The sequence below is a fragment of the Streptacidiphilus sp. MAP5-3 genome (assembly GCF_041262505.1).
Taxonomy (GTDB): domain Bacteria; phylum Actinomycetota; class Actinomycetes; order Streptomycetales; family Streptomycetaceae; genus Streptacidiphilus.
Window position 1 is genome coordinate 87,932 of the sequence record NZ_JBGCCL010000026.1, and the last position, 20,023, is coordinate 107,954.

Consider the following 20,023-nt stretch of genomic DNA (forward strand, 5'->3'; position numbering starts at 1 on the left):
CTCGCGCGCGTATTTCACAACGCCATTGTTGCGTAATTCCTTCGGATGCAACAAGCAGAGCTGGTCAGCGGGCGGAGTGCCCTCCATCACTAAGGGTTACCTAAGCACCAGGGCCCGGAGGGCGGATCCAGCGGCGCGAGGAACTGCGCGACAAGCCATCCGTACAGGTGGAGCACCGAACGCAGGGCCATCCGTTCACCCGTGGCGTCTCGCGCGCAGTTGATCAAGCAGAGCCCCGCGGCCCTGGCGAAAGTGCAACGGAACGCCCCACCTAGACTCGTCCGCATGCATGACCACGCCCCCGCCGTCGAGATCCGGGATCTCACGAAGCGCTACGGCGCCAAGACCGCCGTCGACGGGCTGGACCTCACCGTCGCCCGTGGCAGCCTCACCGCCGTACTCGGCCCCAACGGCGCGGGCAAGACGACCACCATCGAGACGTGCGAGGGCTACCGCCGCGCCGACGCCGGGACCGTCCGCGTCCTCGGTCTCGACCCCGTCGCCGACGCGGCCGCGCTCCGCCCCCGCATCGGGGTGATGCTGCAGTCCGGCGGCATCTACCCCGGCGCCCGTGCGACGGAAATGCTGCGGCACACGGCCAAGCTGCACGCGAACCCGCTCGACGTCGACGAACTCGCCGAGCGTCTCGGGCTCGGCTCCTGCGGCCGGACGGTCTACCGGCGGCTCTCCGGCGGCCAGCAGCAGCGGCTCGCGCTCGCGATGGCCGTCGTCGGGCGGCCCGAGCTGGTCTTCCTGGACGAGCCGACCGCCGGTCTGGACCCGCAGGCCCGCCGCGCCACCTGGGACCTGGTCCGCGACCTGCGCCGGGACGGCGTCAGCATCGTGCTCACCACCCACCACATGGACGAGGCCGAGCAGCTCGCCGACGACGTCGCCATCGTCGACGGCGGCAAGGTGATCGCCCAGGGCAGCCCGGAGGAGCTCTGCCGCGGCAACGCGGGCAACACCATCCGGTTCCAGGGCCGCTCGGGCCTGGTCCTGGACACGCTGCTCAAGGCGCTGCCGGACGACTGCACCGCTGCCGAGCCCAGCCCCGGCAGCTACCTGGTCTCCGGCCCGGTCGACCCGCAGCTGCTGGCCACGGTGACCAGCTGGTGCGCCCAGTCCGACGTGATGCCCGAGAAGCTGTCGGTCGAGCGCCGCACCCTCGAAGACGTCTTCCTCGAACTGACCGGACGGGACCTGCGCTCGTGACCACCACCTCCCATGCGGCCACCTCCCCCACGGCCGCCTCCCCCACCGTCGGCGCCTACACGCCCGACCCGGGCGCGGCCCCGCTGGGCCGCATGCTGCGCGCGCAGACCGGCCTGGAGACCAAGCTGCTGCTGCGCAACGGCGAGCAGTTGCTGCTGACCGTCGTCATCCCGAGCGTGCTGCTGGTGCTGTTCAGCGCGGTCGACATCGTGGCGACGACCGGCCCCGGCAAGCGCGTCGACTTCCTCGCCCCCGGGCTGCTGGCACTGGCGGTCATGTCCACCGCCTTCACCGGCCAGGCCATCGCGACCGGCTTCGAGCGCCGCTACGGCGTGCTCAAGCGCCTCGGCGCGAGCCCGCTGCCGCGCTGGGCGCTGATGACCGCGAAGACCGGGAGCGTCCTGGTCACCGAGGTGCTGCAGGTGGCGCTGCTCGGCGTGATCGCCCTCGCGCTGGGCTGGCAGCCGCACGGCAACCCCCTCGCGGTGCTGCTCCTGCTGGTCGCGGGCACAGCGGCGTTCTCCGGCCTCGGGCTGCTGATGGCGGGCACGCTCAAGGCGGAGGCGACGCTGGCGGCGGCCAACCTGGTCTTCATCCTGCTGCTGCTCGCGGGCGGCGTGATCGTTCCGCTGTCGAAGTTCCCCTCCGCCGTCCGTCCGGTCCTTGAAGCGCTGCCGATCAGCGCCCTCTCCGACGGCCTGCGCGCGGTGCTCCAGCAGGGCGCGGCGATGCCCTGGGGCGACCTCGGCATCCTCGCCGTCTGGGCCGTCCTCGGCCTGGCCGCGGCGGCGCGTTTCTTCCGCTGGGAGTGACCGCAGGGCCCGGCCGCCCGACCGGCGGGCACAGAAACACCTGAGCCGTCGACGGATTCTCCGTCGACGGCTCAGTGCTTCAGCTCTGTCGATCCGTCAGCTCATGGCTCTCGGTCAAGCCGAGTGGCGGCCACGGGCACGCTTGCGCATCACGAAGACCGCCGCGCCGCCCAGCAGGACGCAGCCCGCGCCGACGCCCGCGATGACGGGGGTCGCGCTGCTGGCACCGGTCTCGGCCAGGCCCGGGCTGCTCGGCGAGGCGGAGACCGCCGGGGTGGGGCTGGCGGAGGGCAGGCTGCCGCCGCCGGTCGGCTTGCAGGTCAGGGCACCGGTGAAGGTCTTGGCGAAGCCGTTCGGGCCGGTCACCGTGATGCGGTAGGCCGCGCCCTCCTTCTCCTTGACGAAGACGGTGGTGGTCGCGCCCGGCACGACGGTCACGCTCTCGCCGCCGACCTGCGCGGTCCAGGGCTGGTCACCGCCGTTGCTGAGGGCGACGTCCACGCCGCCCTTCTTGCAGTCGGTGGCCGCGTTCGCCGCCGGGACCGCGCCCTTCGGCGCCCACTGCGCCTGCGCCTGGGCGCTGACCGAGACGGGAGCGGTACCAGCCAGGATCATGGTCTGACTGGAGCCGTCGACCGCCGCGAACGCGCGACCGACCGGCAGCGAGGTCACCGCACTCCCGGTCACCTGCGCGTTCCCCGCGGCCGTCCCCTGCGGGACGTCCACGTAGAGCTTCTCGCCGTTGACGGCGGTGGTGACCGGCCGGCCCGAGCCGTCGACCAGCTGCACCGAGGCCGGAGCGGAGAGGCCGAGGCTCACCGACTGCGCGCTGGTGGCGACCGTCAGCGGGCCCAGCCTGCCCGCGTGTCCGGCGACCGAGGACGGCGAGAGCGCCAGCGACGGAGCGGGCTCGCTGACGTTCTGGGCGTTGCTCTCCAGCCAGGTGGTCACGGTCGCCGCCGTGGCGTCCTCCGGCGTGGCGGTGACGTGGTCGGAGAAGTGCCAGATCGCGGCCTGCGTGGCGGCGGCGGCCTGGTCCGCGTCGAGACCACCGTTCACCCCGGCGGCAGAGGCCAGCGCCGAGGGGGTGACCACCGGGTACGAGTGCTGCAGGATCCACTCGATCTTGCCGCGGTCCGGGTTGCCCGAGAGCGTCGACTGGTCCCAGCCCGTCTCCTGGTACTGGACGCCGCTGTGCGTGTCGTGGTGCAGGTCGATGCAGTACACAGCGAGGGTCTGGCCGCCGTCCTGGAGCGCGACCGTGCCGCCGTAGGCGACGCCGGACTCACCGGCGACATCGACCTTGCCGTAGTGGATGAAGTCGCCGAGCGTGGCGACCGCACTGCCGTTCTGGTCCGCGACAGCGGTCCCGGCGGCGGCCAGCGGCCCCGCGATCGCGAACGCCCCGGCCGCCAACATCGCGGCCGCGAAGCGCTTCGCCCCTCCCTGCCCAGGTATTCCGAACATGACGTGCCCTCTCCCCTTGCCTGGAACGGGGGCTCTGGTTGCAGCGCGATCGTGCCACCGACCCCGAAAATGGCAAGGGACATGACACATAGCGGCGTTCGATCCAGCACGCCCCCCTGTGACGCCGGATACTAGTGACACCTGAGGGGCCTGTGCGACCCCAGTGCGCCAACGAGGAAAAGCCTCCTGACGCTCCGTCGGCGCGGCCGACTGCCAGCGGGGACTGTGAGCGGGAACACGGAAGCTCCGGTTCCGCAGAAATGTCCGGGAGCAGTGCACACGAACGGCCCGCACGTGTCCGGGGCGAACCGGGACTCCGCAGGTCAGTGCGGTCCTCGCGGGGCTCCGGCGGGGCCGTCCGGCCGAGCCCGGCCCCCCGTCCGGATTGTCGGGGGCCGCGAACTACGATGAGGCGCGTGCGTACCCCCTTCTCCCTCCTCGCCGAGCGCGTCTCCGTCCCGGACCGCTGGGTCCGCTGGACCGCGCTGGCGACGCTGGTGTGCAGCGTCCTGATCGTGGTCACCGGCGGCGCGGTGCGGCTCACCGGCTCCGGCCTGGGCTGCCCGACCTGGCCCACCTGCACGTCGTCGACGCTCGCGCCGACGTCGGCGATGGGCTTCCACGGCGTCATCGAGTTCAGCAACCGCATGCTGACCGACGTGATCTGTGTGGTCATCGGCCTGGCCATCCTGGCCTCGCGCTGCGCCAAGCCGTGGCGCAAGGAGGTCACCCGGCTCGGGTGGGCCCAGTTCTGGATCACGGTCGTCGACGCGGTCGTCGGCGGGATCACGGTGCTGACGCACCTCAACCCCTACGTCGTCGCGATCCACTTCCTGCTGTCGATGGTGCTGATCCTCACCGCCCACGCGATGTGGCAGCGCACCCGTGAGGGCGACGCCGAGCCGGTACGCACCGTCGGCCGCCCGATCATCCACCTCTCGCGGGTGACGGTCGCGATGACGGCCCTGCTGATCGCCGCGGGCACCCTGGTCACCGGCTCCGGCCCGCACCCGGGCGACAGCAGCGACGTCAAGCGGATGCCGTTCAACTGGGAAGAGATCACGCAGTTCCACGCGGACTTCGCGATGGTCAGCGTCGGCCTGGCCGTGGCGATGATCTTCGTACTGATGGCCGTGGACGCGCCGGCCGCGCCGCGCAAGCTGGCCAAGGTCTTCCTCGGGGTCCTGCTGGCCCAGGGCGTCCTGGGCTTCGTCCAGTACTTCACGCACGTCCCCGAGCTGCTCGTCGGTATCCACCTGCTCGGCGCCGCGCTGTGCTGGGTCTCGGTCCTCCGCCTCCACCTGTCGCTCCGCGTGCGCCCGGAGGTAGGGGCGCTGCCGCGCCCCGCGGACATCGAAGCCTTGGCAACCGTCTAAGCTGCAACACCTTTAGGGGCGCGGGGAACGGCGCGAGAAACCACCCAGTGCGGATGGCCCTGCTCGTTGAGGACCATCCGCGCCGGGTGGCTTGTCGCGCCGTTCCCCGCGCCCCTGGTAGTGCAACTAACTCAGATCTGAATGCCCGCCATGCGGCGCCACTCGTACGCGCTGGTCTTGACCTTGAGGCCGAGCTCGCCGTCGAAGTCCTCGTGCTTCGTGACGCCGGACAGCTCCACCGCGCGCTCCGCGACAGCGGGAGTCGGGGCGACCTGGTCGCCCCACGCGCCGTCCGCGCCGACGAGGGCGATGCGGGTGGCCGACGCGCCCACGTACTCCACGACGCCGTCGGCGCTGCCGCCGTGCTCGGCGGCGAAGGCCTTGACGTGCTTGGCGATGCGCTGGGCGCGCTTCTCGTCCTTGGGCGACAGGACGCTGGTCTCTTCGGTGGTCATGGACAGCAGACTACTCAGCGGTAGCGACACAGACGACCGGGCCCCGATGTGCTTTCCTGCACATCGGGGCCCGGCGAAGGTGAAACGAGACCTACTTCAGGAACGGGTCGATCGCGATCTCGACGAACAGCAGCGTCAGATAGGTGATCGACCAGTGGAACAGCCGCATCTCCTTGAGCTTCGCGCCCACGACCCCGGCCTTGGCGCGAGCCTGCAGGCCGTGCGCCTCCTTGAGCCAGAAACCGCCCAGGACCACCGCGGCGATCGGGTAGACCACGCTGGTGTGGTCCAGCGGCCACAGCGCCATGGAGACGGCGACCATGACCCAGCTGTAGATCACGATCTGCTTGGCCACGGCCTCATTGGTCGCGATGACGGGCAGCATCGGCACGCCGACCTTGGCGTAGTCCTCCTTCACCTTCATCGACAGCGGCCAGTAGTGCGGCGGCGTCCAGAAGAAGATGACCAGGAAGAGCACGACCGGCGGCCACGCCAGCGAGTTGGTGACCGCGGACCAGCCGATGAAGACCGGCATGCAGCCCGCGATCCCGCCCCAGACGATGTTCTGCGCGGTCCGCCGCTTCAGGCCCAGCGTGTAGACGAAGACGTAGAAGAGGAGGGCCGCGAGCGACAGTGCCGCGCTCAGCGGGTTGACCAGGACGGCGAACCACGCGGTCGAGCCGATCGCCAGCGCGATGCCGAAGACCAGCGCCTCACGCGGGGAGACCATGCCGGTCACCAGCGGACGGCGCTCGGTCCGGGACATCAGCGCGTCGATGTCGCGGTCGATGTACATGTTGAGCGCGTTGGCGCCACCGGCGGAGAGATAGCCGCCGACGACGACCTCAAGTACCAGCAGCAGGTTGGGCACACCGCGCTGGGCCAGGAACATCACCGGGACGGTGGTGATCAGCAGCAGCTCGATGATCCGCGGCTTGGTCAGCGCGATGAAGGCCCCGACACGGGCCGTCAACGGCCTCTGTCCGGGGTTCCCCTCGACCAGACCGGCCGGACGGGTTTCGACGGCGGTCACGAACACCCCTGGTTGATGAAGCTCACGAGTACCACGCCACCTTAGACGCTCCATATCTCGGCTCCGGCGGCGGGGGGCCGTGTCGGCGCAAAGCCCGTCGTAAGCGCACTGAACGAACGCGCGGATGAACGCGCGGGTGACCGCTCGGAGGCGCGCACGGAACACACGCCGAACAGTGCCCCGACGATCGCGCCGCACTGACCCGTTCAGCGCTCGTTGAGCGGGAACCCTTGTGCGCATGAGCGGTAGGCTCGCTCTGTACAAAGGGTCAACGTTCTGTGCCCAAGAGACCGCCGCCGAAGTCGGCTCCTGGCGCCGGGTCGAAAGACGTTACGGAAGGAGCCCTGATCCAGGGTGAGCACGACGCCGAACAGTACCTTCGAGTGGACCGAACTTGACCAGCGCGCGGTGGACACCGTGCGCGTTCTGGCGGCAGACGCCGTGCAGAAGGTCGGCAACGGCCACCCCGGCACGGCGATGAGTCTGGCTCCGGCCGCCTACCTGATCTACCAGCGCTTCCTGCGCCACGACCCGGCCGACGCCCAGTGGCTGGGCCGCGACCGCTTCGTCCTGTCCCCCGGGCACACCTCGCTGACGCTCTACATCCAGCTCTACCTGTCCGGCTACGGCCTGACGCTCCAGGACCTCGAGGCGTTCCGCACCTGGGGCTCCCTGACGCCGGGCCACCCTGAGCACGGGCACACCGTCGGTGTGGAGACCACCACCGGCCCGCTCGGCCAGGGTGTCGGCAACGCGGTCGGCATGGCGATGGCCAGCCGCTTCGAGCGCGGCCTGTTCGACCCGGAGGCTCCTGAGGGGGCCTCCCCGTTCGACCACACCATCTGGGCGATCGTCTCCGACGGCGACCTGGAGGAGGGCATCTCCTCCGAGGCGTCCTCGCTCGCGGGCCACCAGAAGCTGGGCAACCTGGTCTGCCTGTACGACGACAACCACATCTCCATCGAGGGCGACACCGAGACCGCCTTCTCCGAGGACGTCCTCAAGCGCTACGAGGCGTACGGCTGGCACGTGCAGCGCATCGAGCCCGCCGCCAGCGGCGACATCGACGTCAAGGCGCTCAACCGGGCGCTGACCGCCGCCAAGGCCGAGACCTCGAAGCCGTCCATCATCGCGATGCGCACGATCATCGCCTGGCCGGCCCCGAACGCGCAGGACACCGAGGCCGCCCACGGCTCCGCGCTGGGCGCGGACGAGGTCGCCGCCACCAAGCGCGTCCTCGGCTTCGACCCGGAGAAGTCCTTCGACGTCGAGCCGGAGGTGCTGGAGCACGCCCGCAAGGTCGGCGACCGCGGCGCGCAGGCGCACGCCGAGTGGGAGAAGCAGCTCGCCGACTGGCGTACCGCCAACCCGCAGCGTGCCGCCCTGCTGGACCGGATGACCGCGGGCGAGCTGCCCGAGGGCTGGGAGAAGAGCGTCCCCTCGTTCGAGCCCGGCACCTCGATCGCCACGCGTGCCGCGTCCGGCAAGGTGCTGCAGGGTCTGGGCAAGGTGCTGCCGGAGCTGTGGGGCGGTTCAGCCGACCTCGCCGGCTCGAACAACACCACCATCGACGCCACCTCGTCGTTCCTGCCGGTCGGCAACCCGCTGCCGGAGGCCGACCCCTACGGCCGCACGGTGCACTTCGGCATCCGTGAGCACGCCATGGGCTCGACCATGAACGGCATCACGCTGCACGGCAACACCCGCATCTACGGCGGCACCTTCCTGGTGTTCTCCGACTACATGCGTCCGACCGTGCGTCTGGCCGCGCTGATGAAGCTGCCGGTCACCTACGTGTGGACGCACGACTCCATCGGCCTGGGCGAGGACGGCCCGACCCACCAGCCGGTCGAGCACATGGCCGCGCTGCGCGCCATCCCGGGTCTGAACATGGTCCGTCCGGCCGACGCCAACGAGACCGCGGTGGCGTGGGAGGAGATCACCCGCCGCCACACCGACAACCCGGCCCCGCACGGCCTGGCGCTGACCCGCCAGGGCGTGCCGGTCTACCCGCGCAACGAGAACGCGGCCAAGGGCGGCTACGTCCACACCGAGGCCGAGGGCGGTAACCCGAAGGTCATCCTCATCGGCACCGGTTCCGAGCTGCAGTTGGCCGTGGCCGCCCGCGAGACGCTGCAGGCCGAGGGCATCCCCACCCGCGTGGTCTCGATGCCGTGCCTGGAGTGGTTCGAGGAGCAGACCAAGGAGTACCGCGACTCGGTGCTGCCGCCGGCCGTCAAGGCCCGCGTCGCGGTCGAGGCCGGTATCGCGCTGACCTGGTACCGCCTGGTCGGTGACGCCGGACAGGTCGTCAGCCTGGAGCACTTCGGCGCCAGCGCCGACGCCAAGGTGCTGTTCCGCGAGTTCGGCTTCACCCCCGAGGCTGTCGTCGCCGCCGCCAAGGAATCCCTCTCCGCCGCCGGGCGCTGAACCATTCGACACGCGAGGAAAGTGATTGATCATGACTGACGCACTGCAGCGCCTCAGCGACGAAGGCGTGGCGATCTGGCTGGACGACCTGTCCCGCAAGCGGCTCACCTCCGGCAACCTGGCCGAACTGGTCCGCGACAAGCACGTCGTGGGCGTGACCACCAACCCGTCGATCTTCCAGAAGGCGATCGGCTCCGGCGACGGCTACGAGGAGCAACTGGCCGACCTGGCCGTGCGCGGCGTGACCGTGGACGAGGCGGTGCGGATGATGACCGCCGCCGACGTCCGCGACGCGGCCGACGTGCTGCGCCCGGTCTACGACGCCAGCAACGGCCGCGACGGCCGGGTCTCCATCGAGGTCGACCCGCGCCTGGCCCACGAGACGGCGCCGACGATCGCCGAGGCCAAGCAGCTGTGGTGGCTGGTGGACCGTCCCAACACCTTCATCAAGATCCCGGCCACGGTCGAGGGCCTGCCCGCGATCAGCGCCGTGCTGGCCGAGGGCATCAGCGTCAACGTCACGCTGATCTTCTCGCTGGAGCGCTACCAGGCCGTCATGGACGCGTTCCTGACAGGTCTGGAGGGGGCCAAGGCCAGCGGCCACAACCTCTCCACCATCGAGTCGGTCGCCTCGTTCTTCGTGTCCCGGGTGGACAGCGAGATCGACAAGCGCCTGACGAAGATCGGCACCGACGAGGCGCTCGCCCTCAAGGGCAAGGCCGCCGTGGCCAACGCCCGCCTGGCGTACGAGGCGTACGAGGAGGTGTTCGGCTCCGCCGACGGTCAGCGCAAGCCGTCCGACCGCTGGAAGGCGCTGGCCGCCGCGGGCGCCAAGCCGCAGCGTCCGCTGTGGGCGTCCACCGGCGTCAAGGACCCGGCCTACGACGACACCATGTACGTCGTCGAGCTGGCCGCCCCGGGCACGGTCAACACCATGCCCGAGGCCACCCTCGACGCCGTCGCCGACCACGGCGTGGTCCGCGGCGACACGGTGACCGGCAACTACGCCGACGCCACGGCGGTGCTCGAGAAGATCGCCGCGGTCGGCATCTCCTACGACGACGTCGTCCAGCTGCTGGAGGACGAGGGCGTCGACAAGTTCGAGGTCTCCTGGAAGGAGCTCCTGGAGACCGTGCAGAAGTCTCTCGACGCGAAGGGCGGCTCCTCCAAGTGACCGATCCTGCGGCGGTAGCGGACGAGTCCGTTCTCGACGACCTCACGTCGGACGACGGGTCCGGCGAGACGAACGTGTGGATCAACCCCCTCAGGGACGAGAAGGACCGGCGGCTCCCGCGTATCGCGGGGCCGTCCGGCCTCGTCATCTTCGGCGTCACCGGCGACCTTTCGCGCAAGAAGCTGATGCCGGCGATCTACGACCTGGCCAACCGCGGCCTCCTGCCCCCGGGCTTCTCGCTGGTGGGCTTCGCCCGCCGCGACTGGGAGGACGAGGACTTCGCGCAGGTCGTGCACGACTCCGTCAAGGAGCACTCGCGCACTCCCTTCCGCGAGGAGGTCTGGCAGCAGCTGGCCAAGGGAATGCGCTTCATCCAGGGCGAGTTCGTGGACGACGCGGCCTTCGACAGGCTGCGCACGACCATCCAGGAGCTCGACAAGGAGCAGGGCACGGGCGGCAACTTCGCCTTCTACCTCTCCGTCCCGCCAAAGTTCTTCCCGCAGGTGGTCCAGCAGTTGAAGGACCACGGCCTGGCCGACCCGCCCAAGGGCTCGTGGCGGCGTGCCGTCATCGAGAAGCCCTTCGGTCACGACCTGGCCTCCGCGCAGGAGCTCAACAAGGTCGTCCACGAGGTCTTCCCGCGTGACGAGGTCTTCCGGATCGACCACTACCTGGGCAAGGAGACGGTCCAGAACATCCTGGCGCTGCGCTTCGCCAACTCGATGTTCGAGCCGATCTGGAACCGCGGCTACGTCGACCACGTGCAGATCACCATGGCCGAGGACATCGGCATCGGCGGTCGCGCGGGCTACTACGACGGCATCGGCGCGGCGCGCGACGTCATCCAGAACCACCTGCTGCAGCTCATGGCGCTGACGGCGATGGAGGAGCCCGCCTCCTTCCACCCCAAGGCGCTGGTGGCGGAGAAGCTCAAGGTGCTGTCCGCCGTCCAGATCCCCAAGGATCTGGGTCGGCACACCGTGCGGGCCCAGTACACGCACGGCTGGCAGGGCGGCGAGGAGGTGCCCGGCTACCTGGAGGAGGAGGGGATCAACCCCAAGTCCACCACGGACACCTACGCCGCCATCAAGCTGGAGATCAACAACCGCCGTTGGGCGGGCGTGCCGTTCTACCTGCGCACCGGCAAGCGGCTCGGCCGCCGGGTCACCGAGATCGCGGTGGTCTTCCAGCGCGCCCCGTACCTGCCGTTCGACGCCTCCGCGACCGAGGAGCTGGGGCAGAACGCCCTGGTCATCCGGGTCCAGCCGGACGAGGGCGTGACGGTGCGGTTCGGCTCCAAGGTGCCGGGCACCTCGATGGAGGTCCGGGACGTGACGATGGACTTCGCCTACGGCGAGTCGTTCACCGAGTCCAGCCCGGAGGCATACGAGCGGCTGATCCTGGACGTGCTGCTCGGGGACGCCAACCTGTTCCCGCGCCACCAGGAGGTCGAGCAGTCCTGGCGGATCCTCGACCCGATCGAGCAGTACTGGGACAGGCACGCCAAGCCCGCCCAGTACGAGGCCGGCACCTGGGGCCCTGAAGAAGCGGACGAGATGCTCGCACGAGACGGCAGGAGCTGGCGCAGGCCATGAAAATCGACCTCACCGACACCACCTCCGGCAAGATCAACGCGGCGCTGATCGACGCCCGCCGGGCCATCGGCACAGCGACCGTCGGCATGGTGCTCACCCTCGTCATCGTCACGGACGAGGGCAGCGCCTACGACGCGCTCAAGGCCGCCTCCGACGCGTCGCGCGAGCACCCCTCGCGCATCCTGGCCGTCATCAAGCGGCCGGGGCGCTCGCCCCGGGCGCGGTCCCAGGCCCGGCTGGACGCCGAGGTCCGGGTCGGCTCGGACTCGGGCACCGGAGAAACGGTTGTGCTGCGCCTCCACGGCGAGCTCGCCGCGCAGGCGCAGTCGGTCGTGCTGCCACTGCTGCTGCCGGACGCCCCCGTGGTGGTCTGGTGGCCGGAGAACGCTCCGGAGAACCCGTCCAAGGACCCGCTGGGCGCACTGTCCCAGCGCCGGATCACCGACGCGGTCACCGCGGAGAACCCGGTCCAGCAGCTGGCGGCCCGCGCCGCGTCGTACGCGCCCGGCGACACCGACCTGGCCTGGACCAGGATCACCCCGTGGCGGTCGATGCTGGCCGCCGCGCTCGACCAGCGGCACGTCAAGGTCGAGTCGGCGATCGTCGAGGGCGAGTCCTACAACCCCAGCACCGAACTGCTGGCGCTGTGGCTGGCCGAGCGGCTCAAGATCAAGGTCGAGCGGACCGTCAGCGAGGGCCCCGGCATCACCGGGGTCCGGATGCACACCAAGGACGGCGACGTCTGCCTGGACCGTCCCGACGGCCTGCTGGCGAAGCTCTCCATGCCGGAGCAGCCGGACCGGATGGTCGCGCTCAAGCGCCGGGAGACCTCGGAGCTGATCGCGGAGGAGCTGCGCCGCCTCGACCCGGACCTGATCTACGCCTCGGCGGTCCGTTACGGGGTGGACAGGCTCCACGACAACACGGTCGCCGGCGAGGTCGTCGACGGCTCGTCGGAGGGCGGGGACGGGAAGCAGGACCCGAAGCCGGCCGCCAAGACGGCGGCCAAGAAGAGCACCGCTTCGACGTCCAGGACCCAGAAGTGACGGCACCTCAACTGGTCGTGCACCGCGACAAGGAGCTCATGGCCCTTGCCGCGGCCGCACGGCTGATCACCCGGATCGTGGACGCGCAGTCCGCACGCGGCACCGCCTCGGTGGTGCTGACGGGCGGGCGCAACGGCAACGCGCTGCTCGCGGCGGTCGCCGCGTCCCCGGCGCGGGACGCGATCGACTGGTCGCGGCTGGACCTGTGGTGGGGCGACGAGCGGTTCCTGCCGGAGGGCGACCCGGAGCGCAACTACACGCAGGCGCGCGCCGAACTGCTCGACGCGGTGCCGCTGGATCCGGCGCGGGTGCACCCGATGCCGGCCTCCGACGGCCCGGACGGCAACGACCCCGAGGCGGCCGCGGCGAGCTACGCGGCCGAACTGGCCAAGGCGGCGCGCCCGCAGGACCGGCTCCGGGTGCCGGAGTTCGACGTGCTGCTGCTGGGGGTCGGTCCCGACACCCACGTGGCCTCGCTCTTCCCGGAGCTCCCGGGCGTGCGCGAGACCGAGCTGACCGTCATCGGAGTGCGCGGCGCGCCCAAGCCGCCGCCCACGCGGGTCTCGCTGACCCTTCCGACGATCCGCGCCGCCCGCGAGGTCTGGCTCCTCGCGGCGGGAGACGACAAGGCGGACGCCGTCCGCCTGGCGCTGTCGGGCCCCGGCCCGATCCAGGCCCCGGCGTCCGGTGCGATCGGCCGACAGCGCACCCTCTGGCTCCTCGACCGCGCCGCCGCGGCGAAGATCCCGCCCGCGCTCTACCCGCCGGACGTCGCGTAGACGTCGACAACCGGCACGGCTGAACGGCGCCCCGGCCCGTCTCCCCCTTTCGGAGGAGGCGGGCCGCATCGTGTGAGGACGAATGCCGTTCCAGGCCAGGATGGGGCCATGGCAATCAAGCGCGTCACCGTCCATCTGGACGCCGATGACCTCACCGTCCTGCGTGAGGCGGCCCGCTGGGCCGGGGTTCCGCTGGGCAGGCTCCTCCGCGAGGCGATCCACGCCAGGGCGGAGCACATGCGCGGGGTCCTCGGAACAACAACCCCCACCCCGGGCGATGCCGCGCGGCCTCGGGCGACCTCGCCCGACAGCCAGGCGTAGCAGCCCGCCGGGTCGGGCCACGGGGCGTCCGGGCTCAGTCCTTCCCGGTGACCGTGTCGAGCTCGGCGAGCATGCGGTCCATCCGGTCCCGCTCGTCCGCGTAGTACTGCTCGGCCCAGCGCAGGGTCAGCACCGGGAAGATCCACTCCGGGTGCACCTCGGCCGCGGTGACGTCCGCCGCCGCCTGGGCGCGGCGCTGCTCGGCGAGGTCGCGGTGGGCGTGCAGCGTCTCGCGCAGCCGCGCGGGCTCCTGGAGGTGCCCGAGCCAGAGCCGCAACATCGGCCCGTGCTTGAGCACCGCGGGCTCGACCGGCGCCGCGTCGGCCCAATCCCGCAGCGCCTCCTCCCCGGCCGGCGTGATCCGGTAGAGGCGCTTGGCCCGGATGTCCCCCGGCACCTCCTCCGAGGCGGCGTAGCCGACGGACTCCAATCTCCGTAGCTCGCTGTAGATCTGACTGTACGACGGGCTCCAGTAGAAGAAGCCCATGCTCTGGTCCGCCCACTTCTTCAGGTCGTAGCCCGACAGCTCCCGCCCGAAGGAGAGCAGGCCCAGCACGGCCCAACTGGTGATCGGCAGAGGCTTCATTCCCGCAGTGTACGTGCTACTACAACACGCCTTCCCTTCTTGGGATATGACTGCTAGTCATATGTCTAGTCGGCATATCGGAGGCAGCCCGTGAAGTTCTCCATGATCTTCGAAGCACAGCTGGCCCACCCCACCCCCGAACGCGAGCACGCCCTCCTTCACGACTGCGTCGACCAGGCAGTCCTCGCCGAGGAGGTCGGCTTCGACCGCATCTGGGCGGTCGAGCACCACTCCCTGCTCCGGTACGCGCACATGAGCGCGTCGGAGATCTTCCTGTCCTGGGTGGCGGCCCGTACCTCCCGGATCCGCATCGGCCACGGCGTGGTCACCATGCCCTTCGGCTACCAGCATCCGCTGCGCGTCGCCGAGCGGAGCGCGATGCTGGACGCCCTCTCCGGCGGCCGGGTCGACATCGGCGCGGGACGCGGCGCGACCACGCAGGAGATGGCGATGTTCGACGTCCGCGCCGAGGACACCTATCCGCAGGTGGAGGAGGCACTGCAGATCGTCGCGGCGGCGTGGCGGAAGGAGCAGTTCGAGTGGCACGGCTCGATCGACATCGGCCCCGGCGCGGTGCTGCCGCGCCCGGTCCAACTCCCGCACCCTCCCCTGTTCATGGCGTGCAGCAAGCACGACACGCTGCGCACGGCGGCCGAGTACGGCGTCGGCGCGCTGGTCCTCGGCTTTGCGGGCGCGGACGACGTCCGCGAGATGCGCGCGGTCTACGACGCGGCGCTCGCCGCGCGGGACGGCTCCCGCCTGGTCTCGTCGGAGGTCAACGACCACTTCGCGGCGCTCTGCCCGACGGTCGTCCTGGACGACGCGGAGGAGGCGTACCGCGCGGGCACGCGCGGGCAGCGCTTCTTCGCCGAGTCCATCGCCCAGTGGTACGGCGGCGGCCCCGCGCCCGTCGAGGACCCGGAACCGGACACGGACCACGCGGCGGCGATGGCCTCGCACCGCGAGGAGTTGGTCGCCAAGCTCCACGAGGCGAGGGTTCCGGTCCGCCCCCAGCGCGACGGGGACGTTCAACGTCGACCACGCCTACGGAACGGCGGAGACGGCGGTGGCTTACGTCGAGCGCTTGGCCGACATCGGCGTCGACGAGGTCATCTGCCTGATCCAGATGGGCACGGTGCCTCAGTCGGCGTGCCTGGAGACCATCCGGCAGTGGGGCGAGCACGTGATCCCACGGTTCCGGTAATTCCTTTGAACGGCGGGCCAGTTGCAAGGCCTAGGGGCGCGCGGCTCTGCTGATGTGCGGTTCCGCCGCGTGGGCGCGACAAGCCGGGCTGTGCTGCCGCCTCGCCGCGGACGTCGTCAGATCTCGCCGCGCAGCTTGGCCAGCGCCTCGGCGAGGATCGCCTCGCCGTCGGCGTCGCTGCGGCGCTCGCGGACGTACGCGAGGTGCGTCTTGTAGGGCTCGGTGCGCGGCGGAGCCGGCGGGTTCTCCTCGTCCTGACCAGCGGGGAACCCACAGCGCGGGCAGTCCCACGTGTCCGGGACCTGCGCGTCGGAGGCGAAGCTCGGCTTCGTCTCGTGTCCGTTCGCGCACCAGAAGGAGATGCGCAGTCGCGGCGCGGACTCGCCCCGCTCGGCCTCGCCCATCGGACCGGCCCCGACCCTGCTGCCACGGATGGCGTTCCCACTTGCCACGGTCTGACTCCCTGCGTGATGGTGCGGTACTGCGACCACCCGGTCGACTGGGCCCGGGCGAAGGTCGTCCTAGTGTACGGAACGCATAAGCGTCGCCCCACACCCCCGTCACAGACGGGCCGGTGACGACCGTCACCCATGATAGGCGTGGAGGCGACGCTCCGTCAGACCTCCTGACAGCGTCCTGCCGACCTGCGCAATCAGCCGTTCTTGGCCTTCATGAGCAGCGACAGGATGATGATGCAGGTGAACCATCCGACGCCCATGAAGATGGTGATCCGGTCGAGGTTGCGCTCGGCCACCGCGGAGCCACCGCCGGTGGAGGACATGCCGCCACCGAACATGTCGGACAGGCCGCCGCCCTTGCCCTTGTGCAGCAGGACCAGAATGACCATCATCACGCTGAAGAAGATCAACGCAATCGAAAAGCTGAGGATCACAGCCGGACCAATCTTTCAGGTGAGTGTCTGCTGGCAGCAGGCCCGGCACCCTACAGTGCCGGGACCTACCACCTTAGGCATGCGACAGCCTACGGGGAAACCCGTTGGCGAAACAGTCGCTCGAAAGACCGCGGTTCAGGCGTCGCCGCTCAGGAGACGGCCTGGTCGCGATAGCGGACGATACGGACGAACTCCTCCGCGTCCAGCGAGGCGCCGCCGACCAACGCGCCGTCCACGTCCGGCTTGGCCATGATCCCGGCCGCGTTGGAGCCCTTGACCGAACCGCCGTAGAGGATGCGGACCTTGTCGGCCACCGCCTGGCTGTAAAGCTCCGCCAGGCGGACCCGGATCGCGCCGCAGACCTCCTGCGCGTCCTCGGGGGTCGCCACCTCGCCGGTGCCGATGGCCCAGACCGGCTCGTAGGCGATGACGATCTGCTCCACCTGCTCGGCCGGGACGCCGTCCAGCGCACCCTCGACCTGGGCCAGGGTGTACGCGACCTGGTTGCCGGCCTTGCGGATGTCCAGGCCCTCGCCGACGCAGAGGATCGGCACGACGCCGTTCCGGAACGCGGCCTTGACCTTGCCGCCGACGATCTCCTCGTTCTCGCCGTGGTACTGGCGGCGCTCGGAGTGGCCGATGACGACGTAGGCGCACTTGAGCTTGGCCAGCATCGGGCCGGAGATCTCGCCGGTGTAGGCACCGGAGTCGTGCGCGGAGATGTCCTGCGCGCCGTACTTGATCTTCAGCTTGTCCCCGTCGACCAGGGTCTGCACCGAGCGCAGGTCGGTGAACGGGGTCAGGACCGCGACCTCGACCGCCGCGTAGTCCTTGTCGTTGAGCGCGAAGGCGAGCTTCTGGGTGTGGGCGATGGCCTCGAGGTGGTTGAGGTTCATCTTCCAGTTGCCGGCCATCAGCGGCTTGCGGGTGGTGGCGTCAGTCATGTCAGGGATGCTCACTTCTCCAGTGCGGCAAGACCCGGCAGGGTCTTGCCTTCCAGGTATTCGAGGCTGGCGCCGCCACCCGTCGAGATGTGACCGAACTTCGACTCGTCGAAGCCCAGCAGCCGGACCGCGGCGGCCGAGTCGCCACCGCCGACGACGGTGAAGGCGTCCGAGTCAAGCAGGCCCTGCGCGACGGCGCGGGTGCCGTCGGCGAAGGCGGGGTGCTCGAAGACGCCCATCGGGCCGTTCCAGAAGACCGTCTTCGCGTCGGCCAGCTTGGCCGCGAACAGCTCCTCGGTCTTCGGGCCGATGTCCAGGCCCATCTTGCCCGCAGGCATGGCGTCGACGCCGACGACCTCGGCGTCCTCGACCGCGGCCTTGGTCTTGAGGTCCGGGAAGCTCGCGGAGACCCGCACATCGACGGGGAGCACGAACTCCACGCCCTCGCGCTCGGCGCGGGCCAGGTACTCCTTGACGGCCTCGATCTGGTCCTCCTGCAGCAGGGACGTACCGACCTCGTGGCCCTGGGCCGCGAGGAAGGTGAAGACCATGCCGCCGCCGACCAGGATCCGGTCGGCCTTGCCCAGCAGGTTGTCGATCACGGCGAGCTTGTCGGAGACCTTGGCCCCGCCCAGCACGACCGCGTACGGACGCCGGACGTCCTCGGTGAGGCGCTTGAGCACGCCCACCTCGGTGCCGATCAGCAGACCGGCCGCGTGCGGCAGCCGCGCCGGCAGGTCGTAGACGGAGGCGTGCTTGCGGTGCACGGCGCCGAATCCGTCGCCGACGTAGAGGTCGGCCAGGGCGGCCAGCTGGTCGGCGAACTCGCCGCGCTCGGCGTCGTCCTTGCTGGTCTCGCCGGGGTTGAAGCGCAGGTTCTCGATGACGGCCACCTGGCCGGGCTCCAGGCCGTTCACGGCGTCGTGCGCGGCCGGGCCGACGGTGTCCTGCGCGAAGGCGACCGGCTGCCCGAGCAGTTCCGCCAGGCGCTCGGCCGCCTGCAGCAGCGAGAACGCCGGGGCCGGCGCGCCCTTGGGGCGGCCCAGGTGCGAGGCGACGACGACCTTGGCGTCGGCCTCGACGAGCTTCTTGACGGTGGGCAGCACGGCACGGATCCGGCCGTCGTCGGTGATCAGGCCGTCCGACATCGGCACGTTCAGGTCGGCTCGGACGAAGACGCGCTTGCCGGCGACACCCGGCCCGGCGATCAGGTCGTCGATGGTCTGCATGGTGGAGATGTTTTCCTGTTCTTCTGGGCGGTCGGCTGGGGAGTCGTCGGAGTGAGATTACTGCCCGACGGCATGCGGACAGGGTCCGGGCAACGCCTGCCCGGACCCTGTCGTCTCACACCTTCTGCTGTCTGTCCGTCAGAGCTGGCTGCCGACAAGGGCGGTCAGGTCGACCAGACGGTTGGAGTAGCCCCACTCGTTGTCATACCAGCCGAAGACCTTGACCTGGTTGCCCTGGACCATGGTCAGCGGCGCGTCGAAGATGCAGGAGTACGGCGAGTTGACGATGTCCCGGGAGACGATCGGGTCCTCGTTGTACGCCAGGATGCCCTTGAGTGAGCCCTCGGCGGCCTTCTGGTAGGCCGCGTTGACCTCCTCCTTGGTGACGTCCCGCTCCAGGGTGGCCACCAGGTCGGTGATCGAGCCGGTCGGAACGGGGACACGCAGGGAGGTGCCGTCCAGCTTGCCCTTGAGCTCCGGCAGCACCAGCGCGGTGGCCTTGGCGGCACCGGTGGAGGTCGGGATGATGCTCAGGGCCGCGGCGCGGGCGCGACGCAGGTCCTTGTGCGGGAAGTCCAGGGTGACCTGGTCGTTGGTGTAGGCGTGCACGGTCGTCATGAAGCCGGTGGTGATGCCGAAGGCCTCGTGCAGGACCTTTGCCAGCGGCGCCACGCAGTTGGTGGTGCAGGAGGCGTTGGAGATGATGCTCTGCTTCGTCACATCGAGCTTGTCGTCGTTGACGCCGATGACGATGGTGATGTCCTCGTCGCTGGCCGGAGCCGAGATGAGGACCTTCTTGGCGCCCGCGGCCAGGTGCTTCTTCGCACCCTCGGCCTTGGTGAAGATGCCGGTGGACTCGATCACGATGTCTGCGCCGAGCTCCCCCCAGGGGAGCTTGGCGGGGTCGCGCTCCGCGGTGACCTTGAAGGTCTTGCCATCGACGGTGATGGTGTCGTCCGTGTGAGTGACCTCGGCCTGGAAGGTGCCCAGGGTCGAGTCGTACTTGAGCAGGTGCGCCAGGGTCTTGGTGTCGGTCAGGTCATTGACACCGACGACCTCGATGTCGGCGCCCTGGGATGCGATGGCACGGAAGTAGTTACGGCCGATACGGCCAAAACCGTTGATGCCTACCCGGATCGTCACGAACCGATCTCCTCGCTGTTAGTCAGCCAGAGGGGCTGACGAGCTGGAATGGGATGTCCCCGACCGGTAACGACCCTACCTCCGCAAGGTGTTCTTGAGCACATCCGACCAGCCCTGAACGGGGGCTCTTTGGGCGCTTCTCAGCGCACGAACGACAGGGGCGCGGGGGGGGGGGGGGGGGGGGGGGGGGGGCCCCCCCACCCCCCCCCCCCCCCCCCCCCCCCGCCCCCGCCCGGCCCCCCCCCCCCCCCCCCCCCCCCCCCCCCGCCCGGCCCCCCCCCCCCCCCGCCCCACCCGGGCGCGGACGCCGGGCAGTTTGATC

Annotated in this window: 18 protein-coding genes and 1 pseudogene; 10 read left to right on the forward strand and 9 right to left on the reverse strand. The window is 70.3% G+C overall.

What is annotated here, in order from left to right; translation table 11 throughout:
* Nucleotides 1–285 precede the first annotated feature (285 nt).
* Both ABH928_RS28880 and ABH928_RS28885 read left to right on the forward strand, forming a co-directional pair.
* Nucleotides 286–1,215, forward strand: coding sequence for an ABC transporter ATP-binding protein (locus ABH928_RS28880; RefSeq protein WP_370071560.1), 930 nt, complete (start codon nt 286–288; stop codon nt 1,213–1,215).
* A 92-nt stretch (nt 1,216–1,307) separates the two neighbouring features.
* Nucleotides 1,308–2,027, forward strand: a complete 720-nt coding sequence (locus tag ABH928_RS28885; protein ID WP_370071581.1) for an ABC transporter permease — start codon at nt 1,308–1,310, stop codon at nt 2,025–2,027.
* Nucleotides 2,028–2,141: 114 nt separating this feature from the next.
* On the opposite strand, the gene ABH928_RS28890 is transcribed toward ABH928_RS28885, so the two are convergent.
* On the reverse strand, nt 2,142–3,494 hold the full coding sequence (locus ABH928_RS28890) for a Cys-Gln thioester bond-forming surface protein (RefSeq protein ID WP_370071561.1): 1,353 nt from the start codon (nt 3,492–3,494) through the stop codon (nt 2,142–2,144).
* Between the two features lie 407 nt (nt 3,495–3,901).
* Between ABH928_RS28890 and ABH928_RS28895 the strand changes: the two genes are divergently transcribed.
* Nucleotides 3,902–4,870: a heme A synthase gene (locus tag ABH928_RS28895; protein ID WP_370071562.1), complete on the forward strand. Its 969-nt coding sequence runs from the start codon at nt 3,902–3,904 to the stop codon at nt 4,868–4,870.
* A gap of 131 nt (nt 4,871–5,001) precedes the next feature.
* Here the strand turns inward: ABH928_RS28895 and ABH928_RS28900 are convergent, their stop codons facing one another.
* Nucleotides 5,002–5,325, reverse strand: coding sequence for a hypothetical protein (locus tag ABH928_RS28900; protein WP_370071563.1), 324 nt, complete (start codon nt 5,323–5,325; stop codon nt 5,002–5,004).
* A 91-nt stretch (nt 5,326–5,416) separates the two neighbouring features.
* Nucleotides 5,417–6,358: a heme o synthase gene (locus ABH928_RS28905; protein ID WP_370071564.1), complete on the reverse strand. Its 942-nt coding sequence runs from the start codon at nt 6,356–6,358 to the stop codon at nt 5,417–5,419.
* Between the two features lie 354 nt (nt 6,359–6,712).
* Between ABH928_RS28905 and tkt the strand changes: the two genes are divergently transcribed.
* The 6 genes from tkt to ABH928_RS28935 all read left to right on the forward strand — a co-directional run bounded on the left by tkt (nt 6,713) and on the right by ABH928_RS28935 (nt 13,703).
* Nucleotides 6,713–8,788 carry a transketolase gene (tkt, locus tag ABH928_RS28910; RefSeq protein WP_370071565.1) on the forward strand — a complete coding sequence of 692 codons (2,076 nt, stop codon included), beginning with the start codon at nt 6,713–6,715 and terminating at the stop codon, nt 8,786–8,788.
* A 31-nt stretch (nt 8,789–8,819) separates the two neighbouring features.
* Complete coding sequence (tal, locus tag ABH928_RS28915; RefSeq protein ID WP_370071566.1) at nt 8,820–9,962, forward strand: transaldolase; 1,143 nt, start codon at nt 8,820–8,822, stop codon at nt 9,960–9,962.
* 74 nt (nt 9,963–10,036) lie between these two features.
* Entirely contained in the window at nt 10,037–11,557 is a 1,521-nt protein-coding gene (gene zwf, locus ABH928_RS28920) for a glucose-6-phosphate dehydrogenase (protein WP_370071582.1), read from the forward strand.
* Nucleotides 11,554–12,603, forward strand: coding sequence for a glucose-6-phosphate dehydrogenase assembly protein OpcA (opcA, locus tag ABH928_RS28925; protein ID WP_370071567.1), 1,050 nt, complete (start codon nt 11,554–11,556; stop codon nt 12,601–12,603). The genes zwf and opcA overlap by 4 nt, the downstream gene beginning before the upstream one ends.
* Complete coding sequence (pgl, locus tag ABH928_RS28930) at nt 12,600–13,382, forward strand: 6-phosphogluconolactonase (protein ID WP_370071568.1); 783 nt, start codon at nt 12,600–12,602, stop codon at nt 13,380–13,382. The genes opcA and pgl overlap by 4 nt, the downstream gene beginning before the upstream one ends.
* Before the next feature lie 108 nt (nt 13,383–13,490).
* Nucleotides 13,491–13,703, forward strand: a complete 213-nt coding sequence (locus ABH928_RS28935; RefSeq protein ID WP_370071569.1) for a ribbon-helix-helix domain-containing protein — start codon at nt 13,491–13,493, stop codon at nt 13,701–13,703.
* Between the two features lie 34 nt (nt 13,704–13,737).
* Here ABH928_RS28935 and ABH928_RS28940 read toward each other — a convergent pair whose 3' ends face one another.
* Complete coding sequence (locus tag ABH928_RS28940; RefSeq protein WP_370071570.1) at nt 13,738–14,289, reverse strand: PadR family transcriptional regulator; 552 nt, start codon at nt 14,287–14,289, stop codon at nt 13,738–13,740.
* A 90-nt stretch (nt 14,290–14,379) separates the two neighbouring features.
* On the opposite strand from ABH928_RS28940, the pseudogene ABH928_RS28945 reads away from it, so the two are divergent.
* Nucleotides 14,380–15,493 (forward strand): annotated as a pseudogene (locus ABH928_RS28945) (LLM class flavin-dependent oxidoreductase).
* A 116-nt stretch (nt 15,494–15,609) separates the two neighbouring features.
* Here the strand turns inward: ABH928_RS28945 and ABH928_RS28950 are convergent.
* The 5 genes from ABH928_RS28950 to gap form a co-directional block, all read right to left on the reverse strand.
* Entirely contained in the window at nt 15,610–15,897 is a 288-nt protein-coding gene (locus ABH928_RS28950; RefSeq protein ID WP_370071583.1) for an RNA polymerase-binding protein RbpA, read from the reverse strand.
* Between the two features lie 248 nt (nt 15,898–16,145).
* A complete protein-coding gene (gene secG / locus ABH928_RS28955) occupies nt 16,146–16,385 on the reverse strand; it encodes a preprotein translocase subunit SecG (RefSeq protein ID WP_370071571.1) in 240 nt (79 codons plus the stop codon).
* A 149-nt stretch (nt 16,386–16,534) separates the two neighbouring features.
* Nucleotides 16,535–17,329 carry a triose-phosphate isomerase gene (tpiA, locus tag ABH928_RS28960; protein WP_370071572.1) on the reverse strand — a complete coding sequence of 265 codons (795 nt, stop codon included), beginning with the start codon at nt 17,327–17,329 and terminating at the stop codon, nt 16,535–16,537.
* A gap of 11 nt (nt 17,330–17,340) precedes the next feature.
* On the reverse strand, nt 17,341–18,558 hold the full coding sequence (gene pgk / locus ABH928_RS28965; protein WP_370071573.1) for a phosphoglycerate kinase: 1,218 nt from the start codon (nt 18,556–18,558) through the stop codon (nt 17,341–17,343).
* A 138-nt stretch (nt 18,559–18,696) separates the two neighbouring features.
* A complete protein-coding gene (gene gap, locus ABH928_RS28970) occupies nt 18,697–19,701 on the reverse strand; it encodes a type I glyceraldehyde-3-phosphate dehydrogenase (protein ID WP_370071574.1) in 1,005 nt (334 codons plus the stop codon).
* Nucleotides 19,702–20,023 lie beyond the last annotated feature (322 nt).